The sequence below is a fragment of the Persicitalea jodogahamensis genome, from assembly GCF_014651615.1.
Lineage (GTDB): Bacteria > Bacteroidota > Bacteroidia > Cytophagales > Spirosomataceae > Persicitalea > Persicitalea jodogahamensis.
The window spans coordinates 77,675-94,926 of sequence record NZ_BMXF01000002.1; the positions used below are offsets into that span (position 1 = coordinate 77,675).

9 protein-coding genes are annotated in these 17,252 nt (G+C 55.3%); 3 read left to right on the forward strand and 6 right to left on the reverse strand.

The features are described 5' to 3' along the window. Positions 1-37: 37 nt before the first annotated feature. The 4 genes from IE117_RS10460 to IE117_RS10475 form a co-directional block, all read right to left on the reverse strand. Positions 38-1,792, reverse strand: a complete 1,755-nt coding sequence (locus tag IE117_RS10460) for a DUF11 domain-containing protein (RefSeq protein WP_189564376.1) — start codon at positions 1,790-1,792, stop codon at positions 38-40. 213 nt (positions 1,793-2,005) lie between these two features. Continuing rightward, positions 2,006-6,592, reverse strand: coding sequence for a beta strand repeat-containing protein (locus IE117_RS10465; protein WP_189564377.1), 4,587 nt, complete (start codon positions 6,590-6,592; stop codon positions 2,006-2,008). 47 nt (positions 6,593-6,639) lie between these two features. Further along, positions 6,640-12,321 carry a DUF11 domain-containing protein gene (locus tag IE117_RS10470; protein ID WP_189564378.1) on the reverse strand — a complete coding sequence of 1,894 codons (5,682 nt, stop codon included), beginning with the start codon at positions 12,319-12,321 and terminating at the stop codon, positions 6,640-6,642. Between the two features lie 38 nt (positions 12,322-12,359). After that, positions 12,360-13,514 (reverse strand): DUF11 domain-containing protein, encoded by a 1,155-nt coding sequence (locus IE117_RS10475; RefSeq protein ID WP_189564379.1) that lies wholly within the window; start codon positions 13,512-13,514, stop codon positions 12,360-12,362. A gap of 473 nt (positions 13,515-13,987) precedes the next feature. Between IE117_RS10475 and IE117_RS10480 the strand changes: the two genes are divergently transcribed. Further along, positions 13,988-14,512, forward strand: coding sequence for a dihydrofolate reductase (locus tag IE117_RS10480; RefSeq protein WP_189564380.1), 525 nt, complete (start codon positions 13,988-13,990; stop codon positions 14,510-14,512). 96 nt (positions 14,513-14,608) lie between these two features. Here IE117_RS10480 and IE117_RS10485 read toward each other — a convergent pair whose 3' ends face one another. Both IE117_RS10485 and IE117_RS10490 read right to left on the reverse strand, forming a co-directional pair. Next, positions 14,609-14,965: a hypothetical protein gene (locus IE117_RS10485; protein WP_189564381.1), complete on the reverse strand. Its 357-nt coding sequence runs from the start codon at positions 14,963-14,965 to the stop codon at positions 14,609-14,611. 20 nt (positions 14,966-14,985) lie between these two features. After that, positions 14,986-15,669: an MCP four helix bundle domain-containing protein gene (locus IE117_RS10490; protein WP_189564382.1), complete on the reverse strand. Its 684-nt coding sequence runs from the start codon at positions 15,667-15,669 to the stop codon at positions 14,986-14,988. Positions 15,670-15,775: 106 nt separating this feature from the next. Here IE117_RS10490 and IE117_RS10495 point away from each other — a divergent pair, with 106 nt between their 5' ends. Together IE117_RS10495 and IE117_RS10500 are read left to right on the forward strand one after the other, a co-directional pair. After that, entirely contained in the window at positions 15,776-16,753 is a 978-nt protein-coding gene (locus IE117_RS10495; RefSeq protein WP_189564383.1) for a hypothetical protein, read from the forward strand. Between the two features lie 61 nt (positions 16,754-16,814). Then, entirely contained in the window at positions 16,815-17,180 is a 366-nt protein-coding gene (locus IE117_RS10500; RefSeq protein ID WP_189564384.1) for a TerB family tellurite resistance protein, read from the forward strand. Positions 17,181-17,252 lie beyond the last annotated feature (72 nt).

The window sequence follows — 17,252 nt, forward strand, 5'->3', positions numbered from 1 at the left end:
TGCAAAGTGACCGGATAAGCAATTCAACCGGAAGTTGTCATCGAACGCCTCGTTTTACTTTGGTTATGACTACAGGTACACAAACATTGACCGGACAACAATCCACCTCCTCAACCAGAATCGGACAGCACCCTCCGGCTGGGCAAACATCGCCGGATGTGGTGAATGTATACGAGCCGGCACTGGTTACCTTCAGCGTGGCGCTGGTTTCATTGGGAAGAAGCACCCCGTTTCTGAACCATTGGATGCCGGTCGAACCCGGTGGGGATGAAATTTCGACAGTTTGATTTGTGCATAACAGAACGGGGGCGCTTATGCATACCCGACCGAAATCATCTTCTGACACCACGCCGTTGTCCGGGCTGGAATCGACGTCGGATTCATTCATTTTTGACACTTCGGCGGTATAGTACTGCGCGCCCATGGAGATTACTTTTATAGTCAGCAGAATGACAGCCGAGTCCCCTGCCGTCACGGAGCCAACCGTCCATTTGCCCTCAACGTAGCTACCATCCCCACTACTACCTATAAACTGTACGCCGTTTGGCAGCAGGTCTTTCACCTCAAGGCCTGTGGCCGACAGCGTACCCTGATTTTCCAAGACCAGCCTTATGGTTACGTTATCGTTGACCTGAGGGAGGTTGTCGCTGACACTAACCCGCAGCGCTACATCCGCCGTGCCCTGAGGAGCGAGCACTACAGGAGTGGGTATCGAGTTATCGCCCGAGTTGCCGTCCAGATCCGGGTCCACTTGCTGACCGTTGTTTGACCGATCAAGTACTTTGATGTCGTTGAAAGTACCTTCCCCCCAGGCTGAGTTGAAGAATGGCCCCGTGTTGCCGGTGCCGGGAATAACCTTCACCGTAAAATCCAAAACTACCGAATCGCCGACCGCCAGCGAAGAAGTACCCGCCAATAGGCCGGTATTGTTGCCACTACCATCGAACGAGGTATTTACTGGAAAAGAAGGAGTGGCTGTCACTCCCCCCACCAAAATATAGGTAGCCGGCGACGAGAACGTATTACTCAGAGTGTCGTACACCTGCACATTTGCGAGGGGCACGTCTCCGGTATTCACGACCTTTACTCCGTAGCTTACATTGAAGCTGCCGTCCAGGTTGTCCACTACGCTCGCTATGTACTTGGCCACCCCGATTTTGGACTCGGCGCTGCAATTGACATCGGGCCCTTTTTTAGCAATAAACTGTTCTTTGGGAATCTCGTTGCCTCCTGTCGGTTGTCCCGATCGGGAGTAAAAGCTGGCCCGTACATTGAGCGACGATGCATTGAAGGCCGCCTGGATAAAAGGATCATTCGCCGCCAGTATGCTAACGGGGCCAAAACAGCCATTTCCCTTGAACGTAAACAGTGCGACCGAATCGCCCACCGTAAATTTGCCCAGGTTGGTTTGGAAGGGCGCTTTCCCGATCGCATAGTAGCGGGCGGTAGAATCGTATGTTTCACTGGCCAGCGTGGGTTCTATCGCGGGGTCCCCCAGTTTGCGTGGGTCTTTTTCCCAAAAACCCTTCAAATCCGTTATATCCTGGATGACAAATGCCTTGGGTACTTTCAGCGATACCTGAGCAGTAGCCGAAAACTCACTTCCATTGGTGTTGTTGCTGTTGGGTGTACTGTAGTCCGGGTGCACCCATACCGTATACACCTCGGTGTCTACATTGTAAGTCAGCTTATACTTTACCGTATTGGTGGATAAGGTTTGTGCATGAACCGAGGTAGTGCACCAGAAAAAACAAAGTCCAATTGCTGCCCTATACAAACTTGCGTATTTCATAATCATATCACATTACTAGTAAAAACTCACAGGCTGGTTTTCTGCTTGTCGCATTGAATCGTCAGCCTCGTCACTCGCATATTTTAATCCGCAGCTGCGGAAAAGCTTTTCCCGTCTTTGGTATCAGGTAGTACAGTATACCCAGGCTGCCTGGGTCGAATTGCCTTCGGAATTAGTAAGGGAGGGCATAGCTAGGTATGCCCCCCCCTACGATTATTCGGGCAGTTGTTGCTGAATAACGAAGAAGCTATCTTTCAATCCATTGCCTGGATGATTTTTGATAACGTTCTGATAGATAAACTCCACGTCATTGCCAGTGCCCTGGAACACTACCTCGCCATTCATATTGATATCCCCGCTTTGGTAGCCTTTCAGGATGTAGAAAGGCAGTTGATTGGTATTGCCCGGTGCGCCAACTACCTGCTGAGCCAATACGTTCACGTCGTTGCTCGTGCCCTGATAGATTACTGCATTGTCGCGCAGGGAGTTGCCGGCCCACATGGCTTTGCCCTGCAATACATCCACCTGCGGTTGGTGAATCGGCTGGTCAGCTTTACGGAACGTAGGCGTCGAAGGCTTCCGGAAATCAACTGTCGTTCCCGCCACCGTCATCGTCACGGCCCCTTCTGTCATCACGGCCAAATGGTTCCGGTGCCGAACGGCTACGTAGTAGGTAGTTCCGGCTGGTGAACGTACCGGTACCGGAGTCACTCCATCGAGATCAACAATATCACCATCACGCTGTAAGAGTGCCGAGCGGCTACTCACAATTACCGTAGGATCTGTTGCATCGCGTAGTTCTACGAACACCCAATCCACAATCGCGTTGCGGCCTGTCGTACTCAGCACATCAGCCGTGATGGTATTGGCTGGGATGGTCGGGTTCCAGAAGCCATACGGAGAAATGAGCGGAATAAGTCCTTTCACTCTCAGATCGTCACGCATCAAGGAGTCGATTGTCGAACCACCAGAGTAAGTCACCCCGAACAGCGATCCTTGCAGGTAAACCTTTGGCAGCAGAATTTGTGCATCAAGACTGGCCGTTGAGGTGTTGTTGGCCATATTGGGATCATTGGCCGTGTTGTCACCTGATACGACAGCGGTATTGACGTAAGAGCCCGTTGCGTTTATTGTTGCCACAATTTGTAGCGAAGCAGTACTTCCCACAGTCATGGCACCGATATTCCAGGTGCCGCCGGTATAAGCTCCTGCTCCGTTGTCTGATACATACGTAAAGCCAGCTGGCAATACGTCGGTCACGACAACCCCTGTTTCCGCGCTGGGGCCATCATTGGTGACAACCAGCGTGAAAGTTACGTTGGCTCCTGGTTCAGGCCGCTGGATGGACAGTGTTTTTACGATAGCCAGGTCGGCAATTGAGTTCTGCGCGTCGGTGTCCGTGGCGCTGTTGTTGGCCTGGTTGTTATCGGTCACGCCAGCGGGGGCTGTCACCGTGGCCGTGTTAACCAGGTTGCCGGTGGTTGCCGCTGACACGGTACCCGTCACGGTGAAGGTGACGGTGTTGGCCGCTCCGGCCGGGATGCTCACCGCTGCCGACAGGGCATTTCCGCTGCCCGTGGCGCCGCTGACCACGCTGGCTGCACCGGCTGTGGCCGAGCTCCACGTCACGCCTGTGAGCGAAACCGGGATGATGTCGGCCACCGTGGCGCCGATCACGTTGCTGGGTCCGGCATTACTAACGACGATGGTGTAGGTGAGGGGCAGGCCTGGCGTGTAAGTGGCGCTGCCGTCGGTCTTGGTGATGGCCAGGTCGGCCACTGAGTTCTGCGCGTCGGTGTCCGTGGCGCTGTTGTTGGCCTGGTTGTTATCGGTCACGCCGGCGGGAGCTGTCACCGTGGCTGTGTTGACCAGGTCGCCCGTGGTTGCCGCTGACACGGTGCCCGTCACGGTGAAAGTGACGGTGTTGGCCGCTCCGGCCGGGATGCTCACCGCTGCCGACAGGGCATTTCCGCTGCCCGAGCCGCCGCTGACCATGCTGGCCGTACCAGCCGTGGCCGAACTCCACGTCACGCCCGTCAATGAAGCCGGGATGATGTCGGCCACCGTGGCGCCGGTCACGTTGCTGGGCCCGGCGTTGCTGACGACGATGGTGTAGGTGACGGGTAGGCCGGGCGTGTAGGTGGCGCTGCCGTCGGTCTTGGTGATGGCCAGGTCGGCCACTGAGTTCTGCGTGTCGGTGTCCGTGGCACTGTTGTTGGCCTGGTTGTTATCGGTCACGCCAGTGGGGGCCGTCACGGTGGTCGTGTTGACCAGGTTGCCGGTGAAGCCGCTAGGCACGGCGACCGCCACGGTGTAGGTGATGCTGCCGCCTGAGGGCAGGCTGACGGTCTGGCTGATGTTGCCGCTGCCGCTGGCCGTGCCCGTCGCCCCGCCGGCGAACGCGGCCGTCCACGAGCTGATGGTGGTGCCCGTCGGGGCGTTGTCGGCCACGGTGGCACCAGTCACGTTGCTGGGTCCGGCGTTGCTGACGACAATCGTGTAGGTCGTGGTAGTGCCCGGCGTGTAGGTGGCGCTGCCGTCGGTCTTGGTGATGGCCAGGTCGGCCACTGAGTTCTGCGCGTCGGTGTCCGTGGCGCTGTTGTTAGCCGGGGTCGGGTCGGTCACCCCAGCAGGAGCCGTCACCGTGGCCGTGTTGACCAGGTCGCCCGTGGTTGCCGGCGAGACGGTGCCCGTCACGGTGAAGGTGACGGTGTTGGCCGCTCCGGCCGGGATGCTCACCGCTGCCGACAGGGCATTTCCGTTGCCCGTTGCGCCGGTGACCACGCTGGCCGTACCAGCCGTAGCCGAAGTCCACGTCACGCCCGTCAATGAAGCCGGGATGATGTCGGCCACCGTGGCGCCGGTGACGTTGCTGGGTCCGGCGTTGCTGACGACGATGGTGTAGGTGAGGGGCAGGCCGGGCGTGTAGGTGGCGCTGCCGTCGGTCTTGGTGATGGCCAGGTCGGCCACTGAGTTCTGCGTGTCGGTATCCGTGGCGCTGTTGTTGGCCTGATTGTTATCGGTCACGCCGGCGGGGGCTGTCACCGTGGCCGTGTTGACCAGGTTGCCCGTGGTTGCCGCTGAGACGGTGCCCGTCACGGTGAAGGTGACGGTGTTGGCCGCTCCGGCCGGGATGCTCACCGCTGCCGACAGGGCATTTCCGGTGCCCGAGCCGCCGCTGACTACGCTGGCCGTACCAGCCGTAGCCGAAGTCCACGTCACGCCCGTCAATGAAGCCGGGATGGCGTCGGCCACCGTGGCGCCGATCACGTTGCTGGGCCCGGCATTGCTGACGACGATGGTGTAGGTGAGGGGCAGGCCTGGCGTGTAGGTGGCGCTGCCGTCGGTCTTGGTGATGGCCAGGTCGGCCACTGAGTTCTGCGTGTCGGTGTCCGTGGCGCTGTTGTTGGCCGGGGTCGGGTCGATTACCCCGTTGGGTACCGCTACCGTGGCTGTGTTGACCAGATTGCCGGTGGTTGCCGCTGACACGGTCCCCGTCACGGTGAAGGTGACGGTGTTGGCCGCTCCGGCCGGAATGCTCACCGAGGCCGACAGATTGTTTCCGGTGCCCGAGCCGCCGCTGACCACGCTGGCCGTACCGGCCGTGGCCGAAGTCCACGCCACGCCCGTCAATGAAGCCGGGATGGCGTCGGCCACCGTGGCGCCGGTGACATCGCTGGGCCCGGCGTTGCTGACAACGATGGTGTAGGTGACGGGCAGGCCGGGTGTGTAGGTGGCGCTGCCGTCGGTCTTGGTGATGGCCAGGTCAGCCACAGGGACAGGAACTGTCGTTACTTGATCATCGTCATCCTCATCGGGAGTTTGGGGTCCGTTTCCGGGAGAAGAGTCGATATCGAGGTCATTGGAAGCAGAGACCTGGGCATAATTTAAATAGACTCCCGTTGGATTCACTTGTGCCGTAATGGCGAGCGTTGCGGAGTTACCGGCGAGAATTGTCCCGATTGTCCACAAGCCCGTAATCTCGTTGTAGGTGGAAGCCGTTGCTCCGTCATCACTTACAAAGGTGTATCCCGAAGGTAGTTGGTCAGTAACTTCCACCCCGGTTGCAATACCAGGTCCGCTGTTGGTAACCGTAATGGTGAACACGACATTACTCCCCACATTGGGAGTGGCGTTATCAACCATTTTGGTCAGCATCAGGTCAGAGCGACATTCGGTATCAGGACCAAGCTTGTCGATGAATTGTTCGAGTGGTTCCTGGTTTCCACCAGTTGGAGTACCCGTATCATTGCCCGGTTGTCCGGATCTTGAATAAAAACTTCCTTCTACGTTCAGAGAAAAAGGATCGGCTGCGGCTGCGGCCACAAAGGGATCTGCCTTGGCCAAGATACCGATCTGCCCGAAGCAGCTATTTCCCAGAAACGAGAATAATGCAACGGGAGTATTTGGGGCGAAAGGACCATAATTTGTTCGCGAAGGGTCCTTCCCGAAGACGAGGTAACTGAAACCAGGATCGAGCCCAAAGTCACCTCCATTCAGTTTGATTGGCTGTTCGGACCAAAATCCCTTTATGTTAATTACGCTACCCGGCACGATGTCGAAAGCCTGAGGGGCTTTAAGGGTTACCTGAGCAGTTCCTCCCGTTTCATCCGTATCCGGATTAAAGGCATTGGGGGTACTGTAATCAGGTACCACCCAGACCGTGTACCTGCCGGAAGATGCCTCGTACGTAAGCTGATATTTGATGGTGTTGGTTGATAGCTGGGCGTGGACGGAGGTTGCCAGAAGAATCAATACCAGGGCACTGAGCAGGTTTTTGAGGTAGTGGGATTTTCTCATAATGGGTAGTCGTAAAGATTTCTGATGAAATTTTCTTTCAATCTGATTTATTCAGGGAGTTGTTGCTGGATGATGAAATTATCGGCCTTTGGCGTATTGCCCGGATGATTCTTGAAAACATTCTGGTAGATGTACTCCACGTCATTGCGGGTACCCTGAGCAGTCAGTTTGCCATCCATATTGATATCTCCGCCGTAGTAGCCTTTAAGGATATAGAAAGGCAGAGTGTTGATATTGCCAGATGCACCGATCACTTGTTGATAAATTGGATTCACGTCGTTGCTGGTGCCTTGGTAAATCACTCCGTCGTCGCGCAGGGCATTCCCGGCCCACAGGGCTTTGCCCTGCAGTACATCCACCTGGGATTGGTGAATCGGTTGGATGCCCTTACGGTAAGTGGGGGTAGAAGCCTTCCGGAAATCAACCGTTGTGCCTACCGTTGTCATGGTTACGGCTCCTGCAGTCATTACCGCCAGGTGGTTCCGGTGTCGAACGGCTACGTAGTAGGTAGTTCCGGCTGGTGAGCGTACCGGAAGTGGCGTCACTCCGTCCAGATCCACGATGTCACCATCACGCTGCAGGAGCGCCGAGCGACTGCTGACAATCACCGCAGGGTTAGTCGCATCGCGTAGTTCTACAAATACCCAGTCCACGATTGCGTCTTGTCCCGTGGCGTTTAGCACATTGGCCGGGATCGTATTGGCGGTTACCGTTGGATTCCAGTAGTTGTAAGGTGAAGTAAGGGGTATCATTGGCGTCGGGACACGGAGGTTGTCACGCATCAGCGAATCGACTACAGAAGGGCTGGAATAGGTGACCCCAAAGAGCGCTCCCTGCAAGTACGCCCTGGTTCGCAAAATCTGCGCCTGGACACTTGCTGTGGAGGTGTTGTTGGCCGTATTGGGATCAGTTTCATTGCCAGATACGATAGCTGTATTGGCATAAGCACCCGAAGCATTGATAGTAGCGGTGATTTCCAGAGTTGCGCTATTTCCATTGGCGAGGTTGCCAATAGTCCATACCCCGGTACCACTGTTATAGTTGCCTGGCAATGTACTGGATACGTAGGAATAACCATTGGGGAGCAGATCCGCAACTGATACCCCTGTGGCCACACTAGGGCCATTATTGGTTACTACCAGGGTGAAGGTCACATTAGCCCCTATTTCGGGCCTTTGAACAACTACCGTTTTTGAAATGCTCAGATCCGTTCGTGGCGCTGGTGTGTCGGTGTCCGTAGCGCTGTTGTTGGCCTGGTTGTTATCGGTCACGCCGGCGGGGGCCATCACCGTGGCCGTGTTGACCAGGTTGCCCGTGGCGGCCGCTGACACGGTACCCGTCACGGTAAATGTGACGGTGTTGCCCGCTCCGGCCGGGATGCTCACCGAGGCTGACAGATTGTTTCCGCTACCCGAGCCGCCGCTGACCACGCTGGCCGTACCGGCCGTGGCCGAGGTCCATGTCACGTTTGTTAGTACAATCGGGATGGCATCGCTCACCGCGGCGCCGGTGACGTTGCTGGGCCCGGCGTTGCTGACGACGATGGTGTAGGTGAGGGGCAGGCCTGGTGTGTAGGTGGCGCTACCGTCGGTCTTGGTGATGGCCAGGTCAGCCACTGAGTTCTGCGTGTCGGTGTCCGTAGCGCTGTTGTTGGCCGGAGTCGGATCGGTCACGCCAGCGGGAGCCGCCACGGTGGCCGTGTTGACCAAATTACCTGTTCGGCTGCTGGGTACGGCGACCGCCACGGTGTAGGTGACGCTGCCGCCTGAGGGCAGGCTGACGGTCTGGCTGATGTTTCCGCTGCCGCTGGCCGTGCCCATCGCCCCGCCGGCGAACGCGGCCGTCCATGAGCTGATGGTGGTGCCCGCCGGGGCGTTGTCGCTTACCGTGGCACCGGTCACGTTGCTGGGTCCGGCATTATTGACGACGATGGTGTAGGTGACGGTTAGGCCTGGCGTGTAGGCGGCGCTGCCGTCAGTCTTGGTGATGGCCAGGTCAGCCACTGAGTTCTGCGCGTCGGTATCCGTGGCGCTATTGTTGGCCTGGTTGTTATCGGTCACGCCGGCGGGTGCCGTCACGGTGGCCGTGTTGGCCAGATTGCCTGTTCGGCTGCTGGGTACGGCGACCGCCACGGTGTAGGTGATGCTGCCGCCTGAGGGCAGGCTGACGGTCTGGCTGATGTTGCCGCTGCCGCTGGCCGTGCCCGTCGCCCCGCCGGCGAACGCGGCCGTCCACGAGCTGATGGTGGTGCCCGCCGGGGCGTTGTCGCTTACCGTGGCACCGGTCACGTTGCTGGGTCCGGCATTATTGACGACGATGGTGTATGTCGTGGTAGTACCCGGTGTGTAGGTGGCGCTGCCGTCGGTCTTGGTGACGGCCAGGTCGGCCACTGAGTTCTGCGCGTCGGTGTCCGTGGCGCTGTTGTTGGCCGGGGTCGGGTCGGTCACGCCAGTGGGGGCTGTCACCGTGGCCGTGTTGACCAGGTCGCCCGTGGCTGCCGCTGACACGGTGCCCGTCACGGTGAAGGTGACGGTGTTGCCTGCTCCGGCCGGAATGCTCACCGAGGCCGACAGGGCATTTCCGCTGCCCGTGGCACCGGTGACCACGCTGGCCGTACCGGCCGTGGCCGAACTCCACGTCACGCCCGTCAATGAAACCGGGATGATGTCGGCCACCGTGGCGCCGATCACGTTGCTGGGTCCGGCATTACTAACGACGATGGTGTAGGTAAGGGGCAGGCCGGGCGTGTAGGTGGCGCTGCCGTCGGTCTTGGTGATGGCCAGGTCGGCCACTGAGTTCTGCGCGTCGGTGTCCGTGGCGCTGTTGTTGGCCTGGTTGTTATCGATCACGCCAGCGGGAGCCGCCACGGTGGCCGTGTTGACCAGATTGCCTGTTCGGCTGCTGGGTACGGCGACCGCCACGGTGTAGGTGACGCTGCCGCCGCTGGGCAGGCTGACGGTCTGGCTGATGTTTCCGCTGCCGCTGGCCGTGCCCGTCGCCCCGCCGGCGAACGCGGCCGTCCACGAGCTGATGGTGGTGCCCGCCGGGGCGTTGTCGGCCACGGTGGCGCCGGTCACGTTGCTGGGGCCGGCGTTGCTGACGACGATTGTGTAGGTCGTGGTGGTACCGGGCGTGTAGGTGGCACTGCCGTCGGTCTTGGTGACGGATAAATCGGCTACAGGTACAGGTGTAGGAGTATTGGTGGATGCGTTGTTAGCCGTATTGGGATCGTTCTGGCTTCCAGTTACCGTGGCTGTATTGGCATAGCTGCCTGTGGGTTTTACCGTGGCAGTAATTTGTAAAGACGCAGTGCCCGAGTTAGCCAAGCTACCAATGGTCCATACGCCTGTGCTACTATTGTATGCACCCCCACCATTATCACTCACGTAGGTGTATCCACTGGGCAGCTGGTCATTTACACTTACACCCGTAGCTGCAGCCGGACCGTTGTTGGTAACGTTCAGAGTGAACACTACATTAGTTCCTACATTGGGAGTAGAAGTATTCGCCGACTTTACAATGCTCAGATCTGTATTGCAACTCTGGATAGTAACCGTATAGGCGGTGGTGGGACTGTAGCAGTTGTTGGTTGCATCTTCAAACGCGGCATAGTAAGTGCCGGCACCCACACTGGCCGGATTGGCCACTTTATTAGCGGCGGTGGCAGTGGAACCCGTGTGCCAGGTCAATGTAGCCCCGGAAGGAACATTACAAGGTACTTGCGTGGTCAGGTTTACGGTAGTGGCCGGACAGGTATTAGTCAGGCTGACTGACCCTGTACTTCTGGGAGTTACTACAGCGAAAGCCTTATTGTTGTTTGGATTTATATCGGGCAGATCGCTAGCGATACTGGCAATATTCGTATACAGGCCCGAACAGTTTACGGTGGCAGTTATGGCCAAGGTTGGCGTGGCTCCAACCGCCAGATTCCCTACGTTCCAGTTGGGGGCCGTGAAGGTACCTACAGAAGGAACTGCACTTACCAGGGTGAAACCCGAAGGCAACACATCCGTCACCACGGTATTGGTGGCAGTAATCGGTCCCAGGTTTTGGGCTGTGACGGTAAAAGTCACCGTACCTCCTTTATTAGGAGTAGCATTATTTACGCTTTTGGTAAGCGTAAGATCAGGACATCCCAGCACTCCCGTCGCACTTACTTCCTTTTCCTGTCCCCAACCGAAGGTATTGATGGTCCTCACATTGCCATAGTCGTTGCATTGAAGGTTGTCTGTATCATTGCCACTGACCGCCGGAGCCGGAATGACCTGCCCGGGATTGCCGTTTCCATTCCAGGCATGGCCTGGAGAAACACTTCCAACCAACGAATTGTCTAATCCAGAACCCGTTACATTATTCTGGCTGTCATTACAGGTTGTCCCGATGTTGGTCAGACCACTATCATCCCAATAGAGCCTTGGTGATGGTAAGCTGGCTGGTGAGATTGTCGTTACCGTAAAGCCGCCTTTGTTGATCTCAGCATCATAAAGCGGAAAGTTGAATCGGCCTCTTAGGTAGGTTAGTTTTAGGTTTAGGGACACATTATTGGCAATAAATACACCCAAACCGTTTTTCCCATCCCAGGGAATTGTATTGGGCCCTGCCAATAGGTCAAAGCCTTCGAGTATCCGGTCGGCAGTTCCGGCCTGATACCCTGCGACACCGTTTAAGTCGAACAGAAGCCGGACGTCTCCATTGGCCGGCAGGGTGAACCGAACACCATAAGGGGGCACACATCCTTCAAATATAGGCGATTGAAATGTGGGCTGGCCAGGGTCGGTAGCGACGGGATAGATGGACGCATCCGGAGGCTGGAGAAAAACCATATATCCCCCCGGAAGGGAAGGAGCGACAGCATCATTTACCGATTTTCGATCTACGTGGCGGTCGCCTGAATCGTTGACCCCATAATTGTTAACTGCAACCGCAAATGCAATGGGCTGGAAGCCCGTAGCAAATTGCAGCCTTACAACTAGTCTATCATCAGTATAGGCGTAAAAACTAGGAGCAGCGTTGGCGCTTGCCACTATGGTGAACGTCGTTGGATCGACGGCTACAAACCCCCACTTATACGAAAAAAGCCTACCTGACTGCACAGCATAGGGCGATGTTCTGTTGGCTACCGTCAGGTCAAAAAGCGGAGAATCAATTCTTCCCGCTGAGGTGGTGATAGGCGTGGAATTGGTGGTTGATGTACCCAGCCAATACTCGATCCAGTATTCGCCATTCACCGTCGGGTTAAATACCAGAGGCGAGTAGCCCGTCGGTACGGAGCCGTTGATGTTCGGCCCGGCTACAGCCTGAGCATAGGTATTTATTTTTCCATTTCCGGTACCCGTCCAGAGCGTAGGACCCAACGCGACTGTTCCGTCGGGATTCATAATGCGATAATAGACAGGCGTTGCCAGGTTCGCCGAACTCCCGGAGTAATCCCGCCAGTCAAATCCGAAGTACAGGCTTTCGGTGGAAAAATTCTTGATTGAAAAGTACAGTCGGTTATCTTCACTAGTATTGAAGTAGGAACCATTGGCCAGATCGGGAGCTGAAAGCAGGGCCGAGATGGTGTTACTGGTGGGTGACGCCTGCTTGGTTCCCTCTGCCAGAGACGAATTCGAGATGAAAAACAAGAGCAACCATACCAATCCTGCCCACCTGGTACGAACCAAATTAAGATGTACCGTGGTGGATGGATAAGTAAGACCCTTCGGTTTTTTAAGTAAACTATCCAGCATAGGGATCCGTTTGAATGTGCGATTTTTTTGGATTATCATCAATTGAATAGCGGTGATGACGATCCTGCCCTACAGACCGTGACTACAGCAGTTGCGGAATTATTGGCCGTATTGCTATCGGGTTGGTTTGCCGTGACGCTGGCCGAGTTGTTGTAGGTGCCGGCTGTGTTGACTATCCCCACAAGTACCATGGAGGCTGAGCCACCGGAAGCAAGACTGCCGATAGTCCAGATACCGGTAGAGCTGACGTAGGTACCCGTTGAAGGCGTCAAAGCAGCACTGATGAAAGTATAGCCCGAAGGCAAAAGGTCATTGACTACCACGTTGGTCGCGGTAGTTCCGTTACTGGTATTGGTAATACCTACGGTAAACGTGACAGCCTGTCCCACCGTAGCCGAACTGGTACTTGCGGTTTTGGTAACAGCCAGATCCACTGCGTTGCTTGCATAAGTAACCACAATGCGGCCATCGGCGCCCATACCACTACTTCCACCTTGCGATCCACGGCCGCCGCCTCCACCGCCAGGCACTACGCCATCGCTCCCAGGCTGCGCAGCACTTCCACCATTTCCGCCATTGCCGGCCCCGGTTCCACCACTGCCTCCCTGGGTCAGTCCGCCATTCGCGCCATTATTTCCATTGCCGGTACTGAAAGCCGATCCGCCGCCACCGCCGCCGCCACCGACACCAGTAGTGCCGCCACGGTTTCCACCGGCTCCGCCAGCAAACCGGGTAGTACCTATGCTACCCGCCACTGTTCCACCAGCGCCTCCTGAGTTGGTACCCCCGCTTCCGCCGTCAGCCACTACCTGATTATTTCCAAAAACTGACGCCTGACCTGACTGGCCGGGGTTGCCCGTGGCTACTCCTCCGGCGCCTACCACAACTGTAAAGGTCGTGCCTTGTGTTACGCTGAGTGTTGAACTTGCATAGGCCCCACCGCCGCCTGCTCCCCGGTTACTGGTGCCATCTCCACGGGCACCTCCTCCGCCCCCCCACGCCTGAACCGTAATGGAGTTCACGCCAATGGGGACCGTGAAAGTATAGGTACCGGCAGTGTTGAATGTTTGAGTGGCTACCTGAGCATGTGAAAAATGAAAGATTGTCAGCAGAACAATCACAATGTTCACTGTGCTTGTCCGGATACATTTCATCAGGCCATGGGGGCGCCTATAAATGGGTATGGTTTCCATTCGGGATAGATAGTCTTTATCAATGTGATGGGCAGTCGATGCCGCCGCTGGACATCGTGTTAAAATTTTCTTTTACACTTCAAAAGCTTTCTTTTTTGCGCTCGTAAATTTCACTAGGGAGGGGATTGCAAAGAAGACGGCAATCTCTATGCCAATTATCCGGGTTGACTAATTGGCGACACATGATGGTTACTTGAATGCAATTCTAAACCCGATATTTCTCCTAAGTAATTCGAATAGTCCTAAATGGCGGGGGGCTGTCGGAGCATTGTTTGGAGGCGAAGAGAGGGAAAAACAGAAGAAAAGCCTTTTATCAAAAACCAGGCCATTTTTGATAGTTTAATGTAGTTACAACATTAAATTCGGGTTTCTTCTGAAAGTATCATGCAAACATTTGAAGTCTGATAGAATTGGTCGTCTTTTCATTTTTGGATAAGTTTACCAATAATGAAAACAAAGCAACTTTAGTAGAAATGCAGCTAACACTCATTGCCGCCATGAGCGAAAATCATTGCGTTGGTCAAGGTGACCATCTGCCCTGGAACCTGCCTGACGAATGGGAATACTTCAAGAAAACGACTGATGGCAAACCTTTTCTTGTGGGGCGCAAAAGCTATGAAGCCCCCGACGGGCTGTATTCGAGCTACCGCAATGTGGTCGTAAGTTCCCGTGACGACCTCGTGCTGGATCACCAGCCGGCTGAGCAAGCGCAGAGTTTAGAGGAAGCCCTGGAAATGCTGGACGACGAAGAAGAAGTTTTTGTACTGGGAGGCGTGAGTATTTTCAAGGAAATGCTGCCACTCGCGGACAAGTTATACCTGACGATCGTCCACGCCATTATTGAAGGAGATGCGTTTTTCCCAGAGATCGACTGGGCCAATTGGGAGGAGGTGTATTCCGACCGGCACGAGCCGGACGAGCGGCATGAACACGCTTTTTCGATGAAGCGTTACGTGCGTTCTGCTGGATCAGGTTCTTCTGATTCCCGCCGGTCCTAGGTTTTGTCAGCAGGCAGTTTTCTTTAAACTGCCTGCTGGTCTTACCTGAAAATAGTTACAAAACCAAAAGTACTTTCATTTTTTTATTTCGTAACTTCAATGCTGGGTCTTATAATTACCCGGGTTCGTCAGTGGGTTCAGCCGTGTGGGAGTAGGGCTGGAATTCTTGAAAAAAGACCAGCCCGGACGCTGCTTGTACTTTGGCGTTACGGGCAGTAGGTTCGCCCGGGGCGCTATGATGGAGCGGGGTACAATGCCGACCCGGGAACTATACCGGGAGCGGCTGTAAACCTTTTGCATACTGTCAGCCTTTTTGGCTTTATGAGGATGCTTGTAGTTGTGCACTGATACGCCGGGATCAACTTTAATCTTTTGTTCATCCTGAGCAAGAGCTTCGAGGCTGCTCATCATCATCGCGATGATAGTGACGAGGAAAGAATGAATGGTACGCATGATTGGTTTGATTTATAGAGTTAATTGAGATTGAATTTTGACGGATTTCTGTCAAGAAACCGGGCACTATGGACCAGACTTTGTATGAGAATGCCGATGATAACGGCTACGGCGATCAACAATGAAGTGATGGCGGATACTCCGGCAGCATCGCGGTGTGATCCCTGGACGATTTCTTGTCCGGTCTCCGACTGAATCTGAGCCAGAACATGCAGATTCTGGATGCTCTTGCGAAAGGCCTTTATGCCTTCCCTGTTATAAAGTACGGCAGCCAATTGCCTTTTTTCATTTTCGGCTTGCTGCAGCACCCTGCGCTCCAGCCGGGTATTAGCAGCCAGGTCGGCCTTGAATTCGGCTAGTACTGCTGCCTCGTTACGGGTTAGGATAGTGTGCTCAAAATCGGCCACCAGCTTGTCGTTTTTAGTGTCGTAGTCCGAAAGCTGGATCTTTAATTCTGCAAGGGGAGTTCTTGAATATTCGCCAAAGTAGTTATCCAGTAAAATGCGCTTGGCATGAAGATTTTCACTCAGGTATACAATGATCAGGGCCGGTTGCAGACGATCTTTGTACACAGTCGTGACAGCCTCGTCCATGTGATGCGCCCTGTTGTCCACCCGCAACGAAAAAAGCACTACGAAAACCATCACAAGCAGCAGCAAGGCGGCCACTTTCACTTTCTGGGTAACCAACAGGGAGATTTTCATGATCCAGCCGCCTTTGATGAAAAAATGAACAAACTGAGCAGTAATGCTTGATAATGATATTTTATGACCGTAAATTTACAACTGTAAAAATAAAAACGCAAACTTTATGACATATCTCAGCACTGAACCCCGAATAACAGGTTATTGGAAGGACATTTGCTATCCCATTGAATCGGTATGGCTGAGCGACCTGTTGCCGGACTACGATATCATCGCCACCGATCGTCAGCAACTCGTGGTGGGCCACATTCCCGGCGGACGCAAAACGCTCTTTGGCATTCAGAGTGCTGACTACACGATCGTTCCCAACGCCGCAATTCAAGAGGTGATCGATGAACTGATATCGGAATATCAACTGGTGATCAAGCACACCATCACCGGAGAGTTCAGTATCTGCATCGTGCTGCCTGCCACCGTGCAAATCGGCGGGGAGAGCATCCATCGGAGCCTGACACTGACCAACAGCTACAACGGCAAGACTCCGTTCAGCATTCAGGGGCAGTCGCTGACTTCCCTGCTCGACCCCACCACCCGGTTGGGTAGTAGCCTTTACCGCAACCTTTGCCAAAACGGTCTTATGGGCTGGGCCGATCCGTTTGCCGATCTGACCGAATACGAATCCTGGCTGGGGCAGTGGGCCGGGGGGCGGAGGAAGAAGCAGCCGCCGACAAGCACCGTCGCTCCGAAGCGGACCCGGCAGATACGTTCCGAAATTCGTAATATCCACCACAGCGCGCTCACTATCGAGCTCTTTCAGGAGCACCTGCGCGACCTGATTGCTGAACACCTCGCGGCCGAATACACGCTTACGACCAGAGTGTACGACCATTTTCAGAAAACAGTCCCAACCAAGGCTGACGACACTATTCTGAAAGAACTACCCATTCCGGCCCAGCTGGCCAAGCAGGCCCGCGAGCGGCTGCGGCTCGAAGAGCAGATGCTGGAAGCGAAACTTTCGTACTGGTTACTGTACAATGCGGTCAACTACGCGCTTTTCACCGCCCGGAGCAGTCTGACGTTCAATGACCGTTACCGGCTCGACGAGCGGGTTTTTCACCAACTGGCCGCGCATTCATTCAACTGAGCGCTTGGTTTTTGGACTACGGAAGGTTTTGAAAGTATGTACCACCAATAATAAAAATGTCATGAATTCACCTGACTTATTAATTGGCCTGGGTAGTGTCATCTATGCCCTATCAATGGTCGATGGCGAACTCCAGAAAGAAGAAGTAGAGGTTGTCCGTGAAATCCTGACGGAGGAAACACACGGCGACCTGGCTGTCTGCGGTTTTTTCCTGCGGAATAACTTTGGGTATAGTTCCACTGAAGCCTATGAGGCGGGAATACGGCGCATGGCAGGCGAAGGGATTGAGATCAACCGGGAGACCCGGAAACGGTTCGTCAATATTCTGCTGCGGGTGGCACGGGCACACGAGGGCGCTTCGCGGGCCGAGTGGGAGTTTATCCGCAGGTTCTGGCGCGAGCTTTTATCGATGAAAGCAAGGGAATAACAAGTTGCGGGGCCAACTGTGAACCTACCGGGTAGTGACTCTGTTCAAATTGAGGTCAGCGCTCGGCGGCCC

What these genes read in the sequence shown, in the direction of transcription:
- IE117_RS10485 (WP_189564381.1), bottom strand. Translation starts at nt 14,965, where the DNA reads ATGCGTACCATTCATTCTTTCCTCGTCACTATCATCGCGATGATGATG.
- IE117_RS10480 (WP_189564380.1), top strand. Translation starts at nt 13,988, where the DNA reads ATGCAGCTAACACTCATTGCCGCCATGAGCGAAAATCATTGCGTTGGT.
- IE117_RS10465 (WP_189564377.1), bottom strand. Translation starts at nt 6,592, where the DNA reads ATGAGAAAATCCCACTACCTCAAAAACCTGCTCAGTGCCCTGGTATTG.
- IE117_RS10470 (WP_189564378.1), bottom strand. Translation starts at nt 12,321, where the DNA reads ATGCTGGATAGTTTACTTAAAAAACCGAAGGGTCTTACTTATCCATCC.
- IE117_RS10490 (WP_189564382.1), bottom strand. Translation starts at nt 15,669, where the DNA reads ATGAAAATCTCCCTGTTGGTTACCCAGAAAGTGAAAGTGGCCGCCTTG.
- IE117_RS10495 (WP_189564383.1), top strand. Translation starts at nt 15,776, where the DNA reads ATGACATATCTCAGCACTGAACCCCGAATAACAGGTTATTGGAAGGAC.
- IE117_RS10460 (WP_189564376.1), bottom strand. Translation starts at nt 1,792, where the DNA reads ATGAAATACGCAAGTTTGTATAGGGCAGCAATTGGACTTTGTTTTTTC.
- IE117_RS10500 (WP_189564384.1), top strand. Translation starts at nt 16,815, where the DNA reads ATGAATTCACCTGACTTATTAATTGGCCTGGGTAGTGTCATCTATGCC.
- IE117_RS10475 (WP_189564379.1), bottom strand. Translation starts at nt 13,514, where the DNA reads ATGGAAACCATACCCATTTATAGGCGCCCCCATGGCCTGATGAAATGT.